This window comes from Leuconostoc gasicomitatum LMG 18811, from assembly GCF_000196855.1.
Lineage (GTDB): Bacteria > Bacillota > Bacilli > Lactobacillales > Lactobacillaceae > Leuconostoc > Leuconostoc gasicomitatum.
The window spans coordinates 1,707,315-1,725,915 of the sequence record NC_014319.1; the positions used below are offsets into that span (position 1 = coordinate 1,707,315).

Here is an 18,601-nt window from a genome sequence, read left to right on the forward strand (position 1 = left end):
TGGTTGCTTTTTTGGCCTAATTGGAATCTTCACATCATTTTCGTCAAATTTTTATACTATTAATTATTTTTTGTTATAACATACACAATCTAACCAAAAAAATAGCGACTGTCATGCATTAGATTTTTAATCCAATGCACGGCAGACACTATTTTATGAACAGCCTTTTTAAAATTATTGAAATATATTAAAAATTACGCTTCAAATGTTTTAGCAACATCATCTAATTTAGGAATATCTGGTGTTGTTTCTTTATCGGCTTCAGGTTGTGCAATAACATTACCAACCACTTTGCTCTTAATTTTACGATATTCAGCCATACCAGTTCCGGCAGGAATAATTTTACCAATAATAACGTTTTCTTTCAAACCAACCAACGGATCATTTTTACCGCGAATAGCTGCATCTGTCAAGACACGAGTCGTCTCTTGGAATGATGCTGCAGATAAGAATGAGTTTGTCTCCAAAGCAGCTTTCGTGATACCAAGTAGCACTGGACGCGCAGTTGCTGGAACAAGACCTTCGAACAATGCTGGTTCATTAGCACGTTTGAAATCAGCAATATCCATCAACATACCTGGCAAAAGATTTGTTTCACCTGGATCCATAACACGAATCTTACGTAACATTTGACGAATCATTACTTCGATATGTTTGTCAGAAACTTCAATACCTTGCAAACGATAAACTTTTTGGATTTCCGTCAGCATATACGACTCTGTTGTCAATGTATCTGTAACTGCTAACAATTCTTTAGGATCAACTGGTCCTTCATTAATTGCAGCACCACGTTTAATATCATCACCTTCAGCAAAGCGCATACGCGCTGCTAATGGCAAAGTATACGTACGTGTATCTGTTTCACCTTCGATCGTCACAGCTTTTGTACGTTCAGCTGGATTTTCTTCAATGGAAACAATTGTACCAGTAACTTCCGAAATTTCAGCGCGTCCCTTAGGGATACGTGCTTCAACAATTTCTTGCACACGAGGCAAACCTTGTGTAATATCGTTACCACCGGCAACACCACCCGTATGGAAGTTACGCATTGTCAATTGCGTACCCGGCTCACCAATTGATTGTGCTGCGACAGTACCAACTGCTTCTCCGACTTCAACTTCTTCACCTGTAGCTAAGTTGCGACCATAATCAAGTACTGAAACACCATGTTCTGTGGTTGAGGTAAAGACCGAACGAATTGTTACTTCTTCAACACCTGCAGCAACGATAGCTTTTGCAACATCTTCATCAATCATTTCGTTACGTGAAACAATTCTGTCACCATTTTCTGGATTAAAGACAGATTTCATAGCATAACGACCCAAAATACGATCATACAGTGGTTCAACAACTGAGTTACCATCCATAATTGCCTTAACAGCAACACCACGATCAGCATTGTTATTCCATTCACGAACAATAACGTCTTGTGCAACATCGACAAGTCGACGTGTCAAATAACCAGAGTTAGCTGTCTTCAACGCCGTATCAGACATTCCTTTACGCGCGCCGTGAGTAGAAATAAACATTTCCATCACTGTCAAACCTTCACGGAAATTAGCAGTAACTGGCAATTCAATAATCTTACCACCAGGGCCAGCCATCAATCCACGCATACCAGCTAATTGCACGAAGTTCGAAATGTTACCACGCGCTCCTGAATCTTGCATCATGAAAATAGGGTTTGTTGGTTCAAACAAATCGATTAACTTATCTTGAATAACATCTTTTGCTTTGGTCCATATTTCAGTCACGCGTTGGTAACGTTCTTCATCTGTGATCAAACCACGACGGAATTGCTTTGTAACTGTTGCAACTTGCTGGTGAGCATCAGCCAAAATAGCAGGCTTTTCAGGCAATTCAGTCACATCGTTCATTGACACTGTCAAACCAGATTCTGTTGACTTTGCATATCCCAGATCCTTCATTCGATCCAACAATAATGATGTTTCTGTTACTTTATAACGCTTATAAACTTCAGCAATGACATCTGACAAGAAGCCCTTTTTAAAGGCACTCACAGTTGACGTATCTGCCAAATAATCATGAATATCTTCACCTGCTTCAATAAAGAATGTATCTTTGATACCCTTAAAGTTTTCTTCAGAAGGTTCATTGATGTATGGAAAATCAACAGGTAAAATCTCATTAAAAATTAATTTACCGACTGAAGTCACCATGATTTTAGCACGTTGTTCATCTGTAAAAGGCTTTGCTGCAGGGAAAGAAGATGTTTGAATACCAATACGTGTATGATAATGAACAACTTTATTTGCAAAAGCAATTTGCGCTTCTTCTACAGATGAAAATATCATACCTTCGCCTTCACGGCCAACTTCTTCAGCCGTCAGGTAGTAGTTTCCAATAACCATATCTTGCGAAGGTGCAACAATTGGTTTCCCGTCCTTAGGTGCCAAAATATGACCAGCAGCAAGCATTAACAAACGTGCTTCAGCTTGTGCTTCATCAGACAAAGGTACGTGAATAGCCATTTGATCGCCATCAAAATCAGCATTATATGCTTCTGTAACCAATGGGTGCAGACGCATTGCTTTTCCTGAAACCAGCACTGGTTCAAAAGCTTGGATTCCCAAACGATGTAATGTTGGTGCGCGGTTCAAAAGAACTGGATGCTCTTTAATGACATCTTCCAAAACATCCATGACATCTTCATCTGCCTTGTCAATTTTACGTTTAGCAGATTTCACATTGCCAGCTAAATTGCGAGTGGTTAATTCTTTCATGATGAATGGACGGAATAATTCAATTGCCATTGGACGTGGCAAGCCCATTTGGTTCATCTTCAAGAAAGGCCCAACATCAATAACCGAACGACCAGAATAATCAACACGTTTACCTAACAAGTTCTGACGGAAACGACCTTGTTTTCCCTTCAACATATGAGAAAGTGACTTTAATGGTCGGTTACCTGGTCCAGCTACTGGTCGGCCACGACGACCATTATCAATCAATGCGTCAACAGCTTCTTGAAGCATACGCTTTTCGTTTTGCACGATAATGCCTGGCGCATTCAAATCAAGCAAACGCTTTAAACGGTTGTTACGGTTAATCACACGACGATACAAATCATTCAAATCAGATGTGGCAAAACGGCCACCTTCTAATTGAACCATTGGACGTAAGTCTGGCGGAATAACTGGAATAACATCCATGACCATCCACTCAGGCTTATTGTTTGACTGGAAAAACGCCTCAATAATATCCAGACGTCGTACGGCACGTACGCGCTTTTGGCCTGTTGCTTCTTGCAATTCGCGCTTCAATTGATCTGCTTCAGCAGCTAAATCAACACTAGCCAACAAATCTTTTATTGCTTCAGCACCCATGCCAGCTTTAAAACTAGCACCATATTCTCGCTTCAATTCACGGTATTCACGTTCTGTCATTAATTGCTTCTTTTCAACAGGTGCATCACCAGGTTCGATGACAACATATGAAGCAAAGTAGATAATTTCTTCCAGTGAGCGAGGTGACATGTCTAAAACAAGACCCATACGTGATGGAATACCCTTGAAGTACCAAATGTGTGTAACAGGTGCAGCTAATTCGATGTGACCCATACGTTCACGACGAACTTTTGATGATGTAACTTCAACGCCACAACGATCACAAACAATTCCTTTATATCGGATTCGCTTATATTTACCACAGGCGCATTCATAATCTTTTGTTGGTCCGAAGATGCGTTCGTCAAACAAGCCATCTTTCTCTGGCTTAAGTGTTCGATAATTAATTGTTTCTGGCTTCTTTACTTCACCATGAGACCATGAACGGATCTTATCAGGAGAAGCCAAGCCAATTTGCATGCTTTCGAACTTATTAACATCAATTGCCATCTATTTGCTGTTACCTTTCATTATTTATTACGTAAACGTGTATATACAATACCCACGCTTGCTATCAACCACTTTTTATAATGATTATAAAAAGCATCTGATAACAAACGTGCAATATTTGTATCTACACGTTATGTTTTATGTTAAACTTCGTCGTTTGATTGCGTAGTATCTTGCGATGTTACCTTCAAGAATGCTGCCGCTACTTCATCGTCTTCTTTGTTCAATAAGTCAGGATTTGAACGCACTAACTTTTCAAGCGCATCAACAGGTAGAATTGAATCATCTTCGTCCATTTGACGTAATTCAACTTCGTCCCCGTCACCATCCAAGACCTGCATGTCCAATCCAAGTGCTTGTAATTCTTTCACAAGAACACGGAATGACTCTGGCACACCTGGACGAGGAATTGGTTCACCCTTAATAATTGACTCATAGACTTTCACACGACCAGCAACATCATCTGACTTATATGTCAAAATTTCTTGCAAAGTATATGCAGCGCCGTAAGCTTCAAGCGCCCAAACTTCCATTTCACCGAAACGTTGTCCACCAAATTGTGCTTTACCACCCAAAGGTTGTTGTGTAACAAGTGAATAAGGTCCTATTGAACGTGCGTGAATTTTATCATCAACCATGTGGGCTAACTTCATATAGTGCATCACACCAACACCAACACGTTTATCAAAGGCTTCACCGGTACGGCCATCATAAACAACTGACTTACCATCTTGTGGCAAACCTGCTTCACGTAAGGCAGCTTCGATTTCATCATCACTTGCCCCATCAAAGACAGGCGATGCAACATGAATTCCTAATTTCTTAGCAGCGAAACCAAGGTGTAACTCAAGTACTTGACCAATATTCATACGTGAAGGCACACCCATGGGTGACAACAGAATGTCAATTGGCGTACCATCAGGCATATATGGCATATCTTCTTCAGGGACAACAACGGAAACAGTTCCCTTGTTACCATGACGTCCAGCCATTTTATCACCAACTTGAATCTTACGCTTTTGAGCAATGTAAACACGCACCATCATGTTAACGCCAGGTGCTAATTCATCCCCATTTTCTGGTGTATAAATACGCACATTTTGAACGACACCACCACCACCGTGAGGAACACGAAGTGATGTATCACGAACTTCTCGTGCTTTTTCACCAAATATAGCATGAAGCAAACGTTCCTCAGCTGATAATTCTGTCACACCCTTAGGTGTGACTTTACCAACCAAAATATCACCATCATGTACTTCGGCTCCGACGCGGATAATACCATCAGCATCCAAATCCTTCAACTGATCTTCACCAGTATTAGGAATTTCGCGCGTCATTTCTTCAGGCCCAAGTTTTGTATCTCGTGCTTCTGAATCATATTCTTCAATATGAATTGATGTATAAACATCTTCACGAACCAGTCGTTCATTCAAAACAATCGCATCTTCGAAGTTATAACCTTGCCAAGTCATGAATGCAATTAATGGGTTTTGACCCAAAGCTAATTCACCTTGCTCCATTGAAGGACCATCAGCCAAAACTTCATCGGCTTCGACATGTTCACCTTCATGAATAATAGGTTTTTGGTTATAGTTTTTTCCACCGTTTGAACGACGGAATTTCATCAATTCATAATGATCCAATTGACCATCTTCACGACGAATACGAATTTCACGGCCATCAACATATTCAACCATACCAGCTGCACGTGAAATCATGGCAACACCTGAATCGTGAGCAGCTTTGTATTCAATACCCGTACCAACAAGAGGCGCATGTGGATCAAGCAGTGGTACTGCTTGACGTTGCATGTTAGCACCCATTAAAGCACGGTTAGAATCATCATTTTCCAAAAAAGGAATAGCAGCTGTTCCAACAGAGACTACTTGTTTAGGTGACACATCCATATAATCAATACGATCAATTGGTGTTTCAATGTTTTCTTCACCAAAGCGGGCCATTACTGTATCATGAACAAAGCTACCGTCATCATTCAAAGGTGAGTTTGCTTGTGCCACAATAAAGTTATCTTCTTCATCAGCTGTCAAATAGTCAATTTTGTCAGTAACCATATGTGTTGTCCAGTCGACACGACGATATGGTGTTTCGATAAAGCCATACTTGTTAATACGACCATAGGTGGCTAATGAGTTAATTAACCCAATGTTAGGACCTTCTGGTGTTTCGATTGGATCAATACGACCGTAATGCGTATAATGTACATCTCGAACTTCTACACCAGCACGATCACGTGTCAAACCACCAGGCCCAAGAGCTGATAGACGACGCTTATGGTTCATTTCTCCTAATGGGTTTGTTTGATCCATAAATTGTGACAATTGTGATGAACCAAAGAATTCCTTCACAGCAGCAACAACAGGTCGAATATTAATCAATTGCTGTGGCGTTACTGTGTTGGCATCTTGAATTGACATACGCTCACGTACAACACGTTCCATACGTGTCAACCCAATACGGAATTGATTTTGTAATAGCTCACCAACTGAACGGATACGACGATTTCCCAAGTGATCGATATCATCAACGTTTCCGATACCTTCTTGCAAATTCAAGAAGTAGTTCATTCCTGCTAAAATATCTGCAGGACGCACAGTACGATCATTCTCATCAATATGACCATTACCAATTAATACCAAAGTCTTTTCAGGATCTTCTGGTGATTCGATTTTGATTTTTTGAAGTACAACAGGTTCTTCAAGTACGGCATCTCCAGAAGGAGTATATGTCGTGGTCTTAAAGTCTTCACGTTCCAAAAATGGCATCAACTTTGACATAACTGTCTTATCAACAGTTGTTCCTTTTTCAGCGATAATTTCACCAGAATCTGGATCAGCTAATGTTTCTGCTAATGTGTGATTCAATAAGCGTGTCTTCAAAGACAATTTTTTGTTGATCTTATAACGACCAACCGAGGCTAAATCATAACGTTTTGGATCAAAGAAGCGTGCAACTAATAAAGCACGTGATGAATCAGCAGTTTTTGGTTCACCTGGACGCAAACGCTCATAAACATCTTTCAAGGCTTCCTCAACACGTGAATCAGACATATCTTTGTGAACATCTTTTTCCAAAGTCATGTTTAATGCATCGTATTGATCAGAAAAAATATCAAGAATATCTGAATCCGAACCAAATCCAAGCGCACGTACTAATTCGGTCATCAATAACTTACGTGTACGATCAATGCGAACGTTAGCAATGCCTTTAGCATCTGTCTCATATTCTAACCATGCACCACGGTTAGGGATAACAGTCGTGCCGTAACGTGGTCGACCATTTTTATCATTTTCTTGGTTGTAATAAATTCCAGGAGATCGTACTAACTGTGAAACGATAACACGTTCCGCACCGTTAATAATGAACGTTCCTTGTTCCGTCATCAATGGAAAATCACCAAAGAACACGTCTTGTGACTTAATTTCACCAGTCTCATGGTTTGTCAGACGCAAAGTTACGTGTAATGGTGCTGAATAGTTGGCGTCGTGTTCACGCGCCTCATCAATATTATATTTTGGTTCCATCAATTGATAATCGACGTATTCCAAAGATAATGTTCCCTGGAAATCGTCAATTGGCATGATGTCGCCAAACATTTCTTTAATACCATCATCCAAGAACCATTGATATGATGCCGTTTGAATCTCAATCAAATTAGGCACATCAAGTACTTCTTTGATGCTAGCATATGAACGACGGGTACGGTGCTTACCGTACTTTACTAAATGTCCTGCCACATTTATCACCTCACTTGTTTTTCGCTGCGTTTTGTTTGTTACAATTTAGTTACAAAATCACTTTTATCCCGGATTTCATCACCGCATAGGCACAAAAAAAGCAATCGCCGCTGTTTCCGCAGACAACGTTTGCTTCAATATAAAGGTATTGCGGACAATATTTCGCAAAATGCCATATTTATTCACAGTATTACTATCAATAATTATACGCTTTTAACAATGTTTTGCAAGTCAGTCCAATTAATAAACTAGTCTGATTTAAAGTTAGAAATTTGTCTCTTTAAATGTGATCGACATCAAATTCTGGTACGTTTGGATCACGCACAATTTCAACTAATTGCAGAAATTGTGTTGGATCTAACGCTGCTGTTCCAACAAGAACACCATCTATATCCTTTTGCAGCATAATTTCACGCGCATTATTAGGCGTTACTGAGCCACCATACAGAATTCGAACTTGCTCCGCAATAACTGGTGAATATAGTTTAGCCAATGTTTGACGGATAAGATGAGCCGCTTTTTGCGCTTGATCAGCACTAGCTGCTTCACCAGAGCCAATTGCCCAGGTAGGTTCATATGCAATAGTGACATTTCTAATTTGATCTACGGAAACGCCAGCTAATGCTGCAGCCACTTGGGCAACAGAAGGTTCGGCATCCATAAACTGTGCATATGTGCTCATATCTTCGTCAACATCAATAATCGGACGTAAACCGTTCCGTAAGGCAGCTGTCACCTTCAAATTAACTGTTGAATCTGTTTCATTAAAAAACTTTCGCCGTTCGAAGTGCCCAATTAATACATATTTTGCGCCAATATCCTTTAAAGCTCGTGGTGATGTTTCACCTGTATAAGCGCCACTATCTTCCCAATGTACGTTTTCAGCCACAACATGAATTGGTGAATCTGCCGTCGCACGCACCATATCTGACAAAAACAAATCTTGTGCTGCAATTCCTATCTCAACGACTTGTTTGTCTGGCACTTTACCATTAACCTGCGCCAAAAAATCAACAACATCTGCTTGCAACTTGTTGATTTTCCAGTTAGCGACTACGAATGGCACCCGCTGCGCCTTATGAGTTTTAGTCATGACTCATCACTACTCCTTAGCATCATAAAAATGAACGCTGCCTCAATTAAAAGCAACATCGCCGTGTATTGTGGTTCTTCATTAAGTACATACAACACTGCAAAACTAATAATTAAGACACCTAGTCCTATAACGGTTTTGACTATAGATTGATAGTACTTACTGCGTGTTAACTGCTCTGTTAAATGTTGATTTTTTTCAGTTAATTCTGAAACATCCAATTTTAATGTCTCTAATTGATCTAACAATTGATCATTTTCTTGTTGCATGGCATCGAGAACCGTGCGCGAAACAACATCTTCATCTAGCTGAGACTCATTATTTTTTTTAGTTCGTTTAAAGAGTAACATATTATTCTCCATTGTTTTTATTTTACCACAACAGATGACACATGAACTAGAAAATAGAACGTTTTCATTCATTAAATCCACCATTTGCTGATGCTATTCAAACAGTGATTTTTACCTTCTAAATATCAATTAATAATAACTAAGCTATAAACACCCTATTAAAACAATTATTTGTCAAAGAAAACAAACATGCAGATTTGGCCTAATACACCAGTCACTTACATATTTATTCAGGTTTAGAGTTAATAATATCTGCAATATTTTGAAGCTTTTCTTCTAGTGCACGATTATCCTCAAGTAATTCGTCAATACTTGGATCGGCTGATCCAAAAAGTTCATAAGGTTCTATGCTCAAAGCATTCATTAATTTCAACAAGGTTGTAATTGATAAATTAACCTTTATTTTTCGTTCAAGTGTTGAAATTGTACCGACTGAAACATCCGCAATTTCACTCAGTTTTTCAACAGTCATACCATGTTGCAATCGCTTCATTCTTAACTTTTCAGCTATTTGTTCAGTTGTAGTTTTCATGTCCTGCCACCTTTCTTTATTTTCAATTTTGACAAGGCTTTGAGACATTTCACACATTTTTTATTTAAGGTTTTCATTATAATGTGTTATTATGATATTATTAACTTTGCTCATATAACAAATTAAAAATATGGCACATTGTTGACCATACTTGAATACGTGCAATAATGAATCACGAAAAAAGCTTTTAGGAGATTTTACAATGGTTGAATCAATTCAAACTTCCACTAACAAGGACTTTGCCGTAAGTCTTGTTACCCCTTGGATCAAAGGAAACATGTACGTTTCACCAGATGGCTTTTTAAAGATAAAAATGCAAAACACTATTTTATTCGGAATGATTCCAGCAGGAATGACAAAAGATTCATCACCTTTGGGAAATGTTTCGAACGTTTCATCGAATAAAGAATTTAAAATAGGCCGTATCTTTTTAGGATTATTAATTGCAATTGGTGGTCTTATGATCTTATCAAGCTCACCAATTGTAGGCATTATTCTTGCACTTATTGGTGTGGGAATATTCGGTAGTGGCATTATTACAGTTTTTTCATATGAAAGAAACGGTATAGAAAAGCAAGTCTACTTACCATTCTTCGAAGCAAACCATGTTGCAGAGTTCGAAGAACAAGTATTAACGGAAATTGCAAAGTTTTACGATGACAGAAATGTTAGAAAACATTCCCAAGAGAATGCACAAACAATTGTTGACGGGTTGCGTGACAAGTAGTAAATTGTAACTTACCACTAACAATGTATTCATACTATGACAAAACAAACAAAAGTTACAGACAATGACTATTAAAGCGACTGTAAATTTTTGAAAGTATGTCACAAAGGAAAAAAACTATGAATAAAAAACTAACGTGGCTAATTTGTGGTGTAATCGTTTTAGGTTTAGGTGGTGTATGTGTGTACGCATCACTCGATCACACACCAGCAACAAATCAATCCAGTAAAAAAGCACAACAAACAGCCAATTCGAAGCATACGATTCAGTCGACAAACAATACCGCGTCAAATAAAACTGTTAAATCATCATCTTCAATTGCAACAAAAAATAACACCGGCATGAACTTAACAGAAATCCAAGCGCATGATTTCTCAAGCGTTATCGGCACATGGGTAAACCCGACCGGCGATACTTTTATTTTTAACAAAAGTGGTTTACTCTCTCGTTCACATTCTGGACAAACAACACCAAAAGAAAAAGTTTATTTCGATAACGCTAAAGCCGAAGACGGTATGTTAAAAGCATCAATAGGCGCTGACCCATTACCAACAGAAGGCGCCTCAATTTCAGTACCGCTTTACTTCATTCCAAAAGGTGTTGCTTTTAGCGGTTCATCTGACAAATCACAAGACAGAATTTACTCTGGTCAACAATTTAGTGAACAAAACATATACACCCTTCAAAAAGAAGTATCAGCAACTGATACAAGTGCAGTTAATTCATTATCCAGTGTCGACAAACAAGCTCTAGCGCTCTTAGGTCTGCCATCAGGATTTGTATCTGATTATGGTGACTTAAGCGTCAACACGATCTTGTCAGGCAAGTCTAACGTCACAAATAATGCCTTCGATTCAGCACACGTCGATGTCAATAATGGCAAAATTTCCGATGTGACCTTTTCAGGTGTCACAATTGCGTTAGATGGTGCCAAAAATATTGTGAAACTAAATAATGTACCAAGCAACATTAATAATACAGCTTATAAGCAAGGTTACTTCACAATTTCTGGTGATATGATTACTTATAAAAATCAAGGCACACGAGTATCTGGTGCAGAACAAGATGCTCTTGCTGAAACTGTTGGTAACAAGAATTTGAGCTCGTTATATGCACAATATAAGAGCGACCCTAAATTTGAACAAATCAAAAACTTAATCACAGAATAATGAAAACATGACGCGTTCCCATTAACCTTGGAGAAAATTAACATATGCGTTATCGAAGTGGATCACAAAAAAATAAAGTTTATAACGACCGTCATTTATTAGATTTCAAATCTAGCACATGGCGGTCGCTATTTTTATGTCATTTATTACATTAGCCTCAATGTTGTAACAACTAACTAAAAATCATGCGACATCTATAGTAGTATTAAATATATTTTGAACCGTTGTATTTTTCTTTTTTTCTAAATTTCTATTAGCTACAATAATGAATATGCCGCTGACTTATCTTAGTTAACTAACTATGTCTCCTGCCCTAAAGATTGTTTCCCATTTGGTATGAAATACAGTGCACCGTTTTTGAACAAAAAAAACGCTACATCAAGGTTTTTGCAACCTTATGCAACGCCATGAAATATGATTATGCAGCTGGCGGGAGTCGAACCCGCACGCCCTTAACGGGCACAGGATCCTTAATCCTGCGCGTCTGCCAATTCCGCCACAGCTGCATGGTTATCCATACTGACAACTATACAATTCTATCGTTAATAAACTATCTTGTCAAGTTGAAAAGTTTAATCAAAAGTACAATAACCAACTGTCTCATTAGGCTTTCTGACATAAAATAAGTATGCTACTCCAACTTATCACTAATCTATATTTATTATTTTTTATTATTTCGCTTGCTTATTTCCACCAGTATGGTAAACTAGAACTTGTAATAAAAGTTTTTGATTTTGATTTGTTTTTCTCGGAAGGCGCTCAAGTACCAATTATTTAAGTTACAAAATAAAATTATTGGTGGAGCACACCAAAGGAGAAACACATCATGGAAAAAGGCACAGTAAAGTGGTTTAACGGAGAAAAGGGTTACGGTTTCGTAACTCGTGAAAACGGAGAAGATGTATTTGCACACTTCTCAGCTATCCAAGGTGACGGCTTCAAGACTCTTGAAGAAGGTCAAGCTGTTGAATTCGAAGTTGAAACATCAGACCGCGGTTTGCAAGCTGCTAACATCTCAAAGTTGTAAGATTAAGTTCTAATACTTTGAAAACTCGCTTAGGCGAGTTTTTTTGTGTCCTCTTTTCGTGGTATAATATAATTGTTAGATTAAACACAAACTAAGGAGTTTAGAATACATGGCTAAGTTAGTATTAATCCGTCACGGTCAAAGTGAATGGAACGCATTAAATTTGTTCAACGGTTGGGTTGACACGAAGTTATCAGATAAAGGTGTTACTCAAGCTAAAGAAGCTGGCGAATTATTGGCTACTGAAGGTATCCAATTCGATCAGGCTTATACATCAGTTTTAACACGTGCCATTACAACATTGCACTTTGCATTAGAAGAGGCTGGACAATTGTTCATCCCTGAAACCAAATCATGGCGTTTGAATGAACGTCATTATGGCGCCTTACAAGGCCAAAACAAAGCTGAGGCTGCCGAAAAATGGGGTGACGAGCAAGTTCACATCTGGCGTCGTTCATATGACGTATTACCACCATTGTTGGACAGCTATGAAGAAACTGTTGAAGTGCAAGGAACAACTTACCCCGCTTTTGATCGTCGTTATGCTGATGTACCAAAAGGTGAATTACCTTTAGGTGAAAACTTGAAGATTACTTTGGAACGTGTGTTACCCTTCTGGGAATCAGACATTTCAAAAGATTTGAAAGCTGGTAAAAACGTTGTTATTGCTGCTCACGGTAATTCATTACGTGCCTTAGCAAAACATCTTGAGCATATTTCGGATGACGACATCTTAAATCTCGAAATTGCTAATGGACAACCCTTAGTATACGATTTGGATAATAATTTGGAAGTTATCTCTAAGAAAACATTAAGTAAGTAATTTAAAAACCGTTATCGAGTAAAGATAACGGTTTTTATGTTATATCTTGTAGATGATATAAATTAAAAAGAGCTTTTCAGCCCTTTTTAATTTATTATATTGCCCCTGCTGGATTCGAACCAGCGCATAGCGGTACCAAAAACCACTGCCTTACCACTTGGCGAAGGGGCAATAGTTAATCTTTTTAGCCGTTAACTATTAAATCGGCTATGGGAGCGGTAGGATTCGAACCTACGAACCCGAAGGAACGGAGTTACAGTCCGTCGCGTTTAGCCAGACTTCGCTACACTCCCATATCTCAAACAACTATATAATCATATCAAATTTCAGCACGGTTGACAACCCCTTTTTAAAAATTCCTGCAATGACATATTTTTGATAATAAATTAAACATGGCTAATTACAATTTTTGAAGTTGTAATCTAAATAAGTGGATTATTATTTATTTGCTACCCCAATAACCTTGTTTATATCACTATCTTTCATTATACTAGAGTAAGGTAAAAATCAACATTTGGAGTCGTACAATATGATCGTATCTATTACAAACAAACAACGCCGACAAGCAATCATCAGTTGTATCATTGCTATTGTCTTAGCCATTTTGATTAAATTTAATGTCATACTCCCAGCCATGCTTGATAATAGCATCCACAGCTGGTTTACTAACATACAAACCGGATATGGTGATGTTGTAATGGCTATTGCAACTTTTCTAGGCAATCCTGTGGTTGATGTTGTTTACATACTTATTTTAGCTGGTGTTCTTATTATTGCCAAGCTTCACATCCCAGCTATTTGGACCATTGCGACTATTATATCCGGGGATGTATTTATAGCCATAGTAAAGGCTATTGTTGGCCGTTCACGTCCAGTAGGACACTTACTGGCTGACAGTTCGTCTTCATTTCCAAGTACGCATGTCTTTGGTTTATTTATTGTCATATTTATTATTGCTATTCTCGTAACTCCTAACATAAATTCCACCTACACACAGGTACTAATTAATTGGATTAGTATTACAATAGGATTAATGACCATGCTAAGTCGCATTTACTTTAATGCCCATTTCTTCAGTGACACCATTGCAGCAGTCTTGTTTGCCTATAGTTGGGTTATTCTCTCCGCCTCTCTGTATCCTAAACTAGCAATATTTTTACAAACTCACATTGCATTATTTAAACATGATGAAATATAAAAAACGCTTAATATCATTAAATGATATTAAGCGTTTTTTATAATCAATTATTGCTAATATTATAATCATCTTCTTCCATGGCTTCAACTGCACCAAGCAAGTATCCATTTCCCACACCAGAGAAAAAATCATGATTAGCTGTTGAGGTTGAAATACCATTCATAACAACTGGATTAACATCATCCGCACCGTCTGGAAACATCGGCTCCTGGCCCAAGTTCATTAGTGCCTTATTAGCATTGTAACGCAAGAAAGTTAACACCTGTTCTGTCCATCCCAAATCATCATATAATTGATGTGTATATTTCTCTTCATTTTCGTATAATTCATAAAGCAAATCATACATCCAGCTTTGTAGTTCACTTTTTTCTTCTGCTGGTAGTTGGTTGAAACCAATTTGGAATTTATAACCAATGTATGTGCCATGAACAGATTCGTCACGTATAATTAATTTAATAATTTCTGCAACATTCAACATCTTATTATGTCCTAAAAAATATAGTGGTGTATAAAATCCAGAATAAAACAAAAATGTTTCCAAAAATACTGAGGCTATTTTCTTTTGTAATGGTGATCCAGTTTGATAGATACCATTAATACGGTTAGCCTTGTATTGCAAAAACTCATTGGTATCAGCCCAATCAAAAATAGCTTCAATTTCTGTTTTCTCATTCAAAGTTTCAAAAATAGATGAATATGATTTAGCATGAACAGACTCCATAAATTGAATGTTATTCAATACCGCCTCTTCTTTTTGATTAACCACATCTAATTTCAATTGCGCCATGCCATCTTGTGATTGCAATGTATCCAAAGTTGTCAGTCCACCAAAGACCAAATTCATCGTTTGACGTTCCTGATCTGACATATTACCACGCCATGTTTTCAAATCATTAGAAATTGGAATACGTGTGTCGAGCCAAAACTGTTGTGTCAATTTTTCCCAGGTTGCCTTATCAAGTTCATCTTCAATTGTATTCCAATTAATTGCTGTATATGAGTTATCTTTTAAATGTTTCATAGGTTTTATTCTCCAAATAAAGGTTTGATTAAGTTATAGGCTTTCTCTGCATCAAATATGCTACCCCGCAGTTCAAAAGCAAACAGCATTGGCACATTAAATTTATCCGCATACCGTAACGCTGTTAAATTAAATTGTACATTGAAATTACGATTTCCCGATCCAATAATACCTTTTAAATACTGATTATTACGCCCAAATGATAAATAGTCTCCTAAGGCGCTCGTAAAAATTTCTGTCACTTCTGGACCAATTCCTGTTCCCCCAGTTAAATAGGTGGGAACAACGGCAACATAGGGTTCTGTTTCATTGGCGTACTCTGTCTCATCACCAATCATACGTGCTTCAAGTATATCACCATTCTTTTCAGCCACTACCTGTAATTTTTCCACAAAAGATTGTGTATTCCCCTCAGTTGAGGTATATAAAACATTGATTTTTGTCATAAATAATTAGTGTCCCTCAGTTACTGCTATGCTGTATGTACAAATAAATCATCTCACAAATAATTAGACGATTTATTTTTAAAACTAAATTGAGCAGCTTTCACATTCATTTACACCTGATTCTTGGTTATCATCAGTAAACGTTCGCACATAGTACAATGATTTAATCCCTTTATTAAACGCATAATGACGTAAAATAGTTAAATCACGCGTCGTCATTTTATCTGTTCGACCTTTTTTCCATTCATACAAATCGCTGGATAACGTCGAACGCATAAACAAAGTTAACGCCATTCCTTGATCAATATGTTCCTGAGCAGCCGCGTAAATGTCAATTACTTTACGCATGTCTATATCATACGCTGAGACGTAGTATGGCATTGTTTCATTATTCAATCCAGGAGCTGGATAATAAACTTTTCCAATCATACCCTCTTGACGTTCTTCTATTTTATTTACAATTGGCAATAAGGTTGCTGTTGTATCATTAACATAGGAAATAGAACCTGTTGGCGCAATAGCATGACGATAGGCGTTGTACATGCCATATTTTGCGACATCCGCTTTTAATTCTGCCCAGTCATGTTTCGTTGGGACATTATGTTGAGCAAACGATGCAGCGACTTTTTGTGTACGCGGTGCCCAATCTTCCTCTAGATACTTATCAAAGTAAGAACCATCAGCATACGTAGATTTTTCAAATTCAAAAAAAGTATCGTTTCGTTCTTTAGCAATCGCCATTGACGCTTTAATTGAATAATAATTCAATGTCATAAAGAATGTTGTTGTGAAGTCCAGAGACTCCTCATCCCCATAGTACATTTTATTTTGAGCAAAATAAGCAGCTAATCCCATAGCACCTAAGCCAATAGCATGCTTTTCAGTGTTACCTTTGGCAATTGATGGTACAACATCTAAGTTTGATGTGTCTGATACATATGTCAACGCACGCACCATTGTATCCACTGATTCACCAAAATTATTTGTCGCCATCATATTAACAATGTTAATCGATCCCAAGTTGCAGCTCACATCTGAACCTAAACGCGTATACTGTTGTCCATTATCTAATTCAGATGGTGTTTGTACTTGTAAAATCTCTGAACATAAGTTGGATGAAATGATTTTTCCAGCAATTGGATTTGCTCGATTAGCAACATCAATGTTAATGACATAGGGATAACCAGATTCTTGTTGCAATTTTGATATTTCTTCTTCCAAAAAGCGTGCATCAACATGATATTTAGTAATCTTATCGTTATTCACCATATTATCATATTCAGATGTAATATCAATATAGTTAAATGGTTTGCCGTACACTTTTTCAACATCAACTGGACTAAATAGATACATGACGTCGTTTTTACGCACTAAATCATAAAACTTATCAGGAATTGTTAACCCTAATGATAATGTCTTAACACGTATTTTTTCATCAGCATTTTCTTTTTTTGTTGACAAAAATGCCATGATATCAGGATGAAACACTGATAAATAAACAACACCAGCACCTTGTCGTGCACCAACTTGGGAAGAAAAAGTAAAGGAATCTTCCAGTAATTTCATAATTGGTACAATACCACCAGCAGAATTTGAAATTCCCATGACTGGCGCCCCAGCCTCTCGAACATTTGACACATTGATACCAACACCGCCACCCATTTTTGACAATTGCAATGCTGAGTTGACTGTTCGACCAATTGAATTCATGTCATCAGATGTTTGTATAATAAAGCACGACACTAATTCACCACGACGTGCGCGACCAGCATTCAAAAAACTCGGTGTGGCAGGTTGATAACGTTGATGAATCATTTCATCAGCCAAACGCAATGCCAATTCTTCACGACCATCGGCATAATATAGAGCATTCATTGCTACACGATCTACATAGGTTTCAACATACTGTTGCCCATCATTAGTCTTCAAAGCATATTGATTATAAAACTTAAATGCTGCCATAAATGACTTAAAATTAAAATGTTGACTTTCTAAATATGTATATAATTTTTCAATAAACGCAAGACGATATTTCTCAATAAATGCGCGCTCCAAAAAATTATTTTCAAACAACCACTCAAAACGATCTGCTAATGAGTCAAACTGAATAACATTTGGCCAGACATTCTCTTTTAAAAAGGCATCAAGTGCTTCTTGATCCTTTTCGAGTTGAATTTGATTATTTTTAGGAATATTGACTTGATTATTTAAATCAAAATAAGTCACTTGATCCAAGTTGAGTTCTTTTAATGGCATGAATTTTGTCCTCTATAACATCTTACAATTTATGTTTCTAACTAAAATAAAAAAACATCGGTTGATTGTCTCACGATGTTAATTCCATTCAATTTAAGCTGAAATCTGCTTTAATACATCTGGGCGGAAACCAGAAAATTTTGGCATTCCTTCGATTGACACAACTGGTGTTTGACGGAAACCATCCGCTTTTAGTGTATCAACATACTGTGTATTTTCTTCAATATTGATTTCTTTAAACGGAATACCTTGTGTTTCCAAAAACTTTTTTGTCATTTTGCATTGTACACAATCGTACTTTGTATATACTATTACTTTCTCCATAAGGCACCTCTTTAATAATA

The 18,601-nt window shown here is 37.5% G+C and carries 14 protein-coding genes and 3 tRNA genes; 5 read left to right on the top strand and 12 right to left on the bottom strand.

The annotated features are described in order from the left end of the window. Positions 1-194: 194 nt before the first annotated feature. The 5 genes from rpoC to LEGAS_RS08385 all read right to left on the bottom strand — a co-directional run bounded on the left by rpoC (position 195) and on the right by LEGAS_RS08385 (position 9,590). Complete coding sequence (gene rpoC / locus LEGAS_RS08365) at positions 195-3,857, bottom strand: DNA-directed RNA polymerase subunit beta' (RefSeq protein ID WP_010382067.1); 3,663 nt, start codon at positions 3,855-3,857, stop codon at positions 195-197. Between the two features lie 143 nt (positions 3,858-4,000). Beyond that, the gene (gene rpoB / locus LEGAS_RS08370) at positions 4,001-7,615 is read right to left on the bottom strand and encodes a DNA-directed RNA polymerase subunit beta (RefSeq protein WP_010382064.1); all 3,615 of its coding nucleotides are present in this window, start codon (positions 7,613-7,615) and stop codon (positions 4,001-4,003) included. 280 nt (positions 7,616-7,895) lie between these two features. Further along, entirely contained in the window at positions 7,896-8,708 is an 813-nt protein-coding gene (gene tpiA, locus LEGAS_RS08375) for a triose-phosphate isomerase (RefSeq protein ID WP_010382060.1), read from the bottom strand. Continuing rightward, on the bottom strand, positions 8,705-9,058 hold the full coding sequence (locus LEGAS_RS08380; RefSeq protein WP_013231974.1) for a hypothetical protein: 354 nt from the start codon (positions 9,056-9,058) through the stop codon (positions 8,705-8,707). The genes tpiA and LEGAS_RS08380 overlap by 4 nt, the downstream gene beginning before the upstream one ends. A 226-nt stretch (positions 9,059-9,284) precedes the next feature. Continuing rightward, positions 9,285-9,590 carry a helix-turn-helix domain-containing protein gene (locus tag LEGAS_RS08385; RefSeq protein ID WP_013231975.1) on the bottom strand — a complete coding sequence of 102 codons (306 nt, stop codon included), beginning with the start codon at positions 9,588-9,590 and terminating at the stop codon, positions 9,285-9,287. A gap of 202 nt (positions 9,591-9,792) precedes the next feature. On the opposite strand from LEGAS_RS08385, the gene LEGAS_RS08390 reads away from it, so the two are divergent. Next, the gene (locus LEGAS_RS08390) at positions 9,793-10,317 is read left to right on the top strand and encodes a hypothetical protein (protein ID WP_010388542.1); all 525 of its coding nucleotides are present in this window, start codon (positions 9,793-9,795) and stop codon (positions 10,315-10,317) included. Positions 10,318-10,436: 119 nt separating this feature from the next. Further along, positions 10,437-11,486 (top strand): DUF6287 domain-containing protein, encoded by a 1,050-nt coding sequence (locus LEGAS_RS08395; protein WP_013231976.1) that lies wholly within the window; start codon positions 10,437-10,439, stop codon positions 11,484-11,486. Positions 11,487-11,907: 421 nt separating this feature from the next. Here the strand turns inward: LEGAS_RS08395 and LEGAS_RS08400 are convergent. Beyond that, a tRNA-Leu gene (locus LEGAS_RS08400) sits at positions 11,908-11,992 on the bottom strand. Between the two features lie 320 nt (positions 11,993-12,312). Between LEGAS_RS08400 and LEGAS_RS08405 the strand changes: the two genes are divergently transcribed. Together LEGAS_RS08405 and gpmA are read left to right on the top strand one after the other, a co-directional pair. After that, positions 12,313-12,513, top strand: coding sequence for a cold-shock protein (locus LEGAS_RS08405; protein ID WP_010015676.1), 201 nt, complete (start codon positions 12,313-12,315; stop codon positions 12,511-12,513). Between the two features lie 109 nt (positions 12,514-12,622). Next, the gene (gene gpmA / locus LEGAS_RS08410) at positions 12,623-13,336 is read left to right on the top strand and encodes a 2,3-diphosphoglycerate-dependent phosphoglycerate mutase (RefSeq protein WP_010383155.1); all 714 of its coding nucleotides are present in this window, start codon (positions 12,623-12,625) and stop codon (positions 13,334-13,336) included. A gap of 99 nt (positions 13,337-13,435) precedes the next feature. On the opposite strand, the gene LEGAS_RS08415 is transcribed toward gpmA, so the two are convergent. Continuing rightward, positions 13,436-13,507, bottom strand: a tRNA-Gln gene (locus tag LEGAS_RS08415). A 39-nt stretch (positions 13,508-13,546) separates the two neighbouring features. Further along, positions 13,547-13,629: transfer RNA gene (locus LEGAS_RS08420), tRNA-Tyr, on the bottom strand. A 236-nt stretch (positions 13,630-13,865) separates the two neighbouring features. Here LEGAS_RS08420 and LEGAS_RS08425 point away from each other — a divergent pair. Beyond that, positions 13,866-14,534, top strand: coding sequence for a phosphatase PAP2 family protein (locus tag LEGAS_RS08425; RefSeq protein WP_010385723.1), 669 nt, complete (start codon positions 13,866-13,868; stop codon positions 14,532-14,534). 43 nt (positions 14,535-14,577) lie between these two features. Here LEGAS_RS08425 and nrdF read toward each other — a convergent pair whose 3' ends face one another. The 4 genes from nrdF to nrdH form a co-directional block, all read right to left on the bottom strand. Continuing rightward, a complete protein-coding gene (gene nrdF, locus LEGAS_RS08430; RefSeq protein ID WP_010390593.1) occupies positions 14,578-15,555 on the bottom strand; it encodes a class 1b ribonucleoside-diphosphate reductase subunit beta in 978 nt (325 codons plus the stop codon). A 5-nt stretch (positions 15,556-15,560) separates the two neighbouring features. Further along, on the bottom strand, positions 15,561-16,001 hold the full coding sequence (locus tag LEGAS_RS08435) for a class Ib ribonucleoside-diphosphate reductase assembly flavoprotein NrdI (protein WP_010390594.1): 441 nt from the start codon (positions 15,999-16,001) through the stop codon (positions 15,561-15,563). Positions 16,002-16,085: 84 nt separating this feature from the next. Continuing rightward, complete coding sequence (gene nrdE, locus LEGAS_RS08440) at positions 16,086-18,257, bottom strand: class 1b ribonucleoside-diphosphate reductase subunit alpha (RefSeq protein WP_013231977.1); 2,172 nt, start codon at positions 18,255-18,257, stop codon at positions 16,086-16,088. Positions 18,258-18,350: 93 nt separating this feature from the next. Then, positions 18,351-18,581: a glutaredoxin-like protein NrdH gene (gene nrdH, locus LEGAS_RS08445; protein WP_013231978.1), complete on the bottom strand. Its 231-nt coding sequence runs from the start codon at positions 18,579-18,581 to the stop codon at positions 18,351-18,353. Between the last annotated feature and the right edge of the window lie 20 nt (positions 18,582-18,601).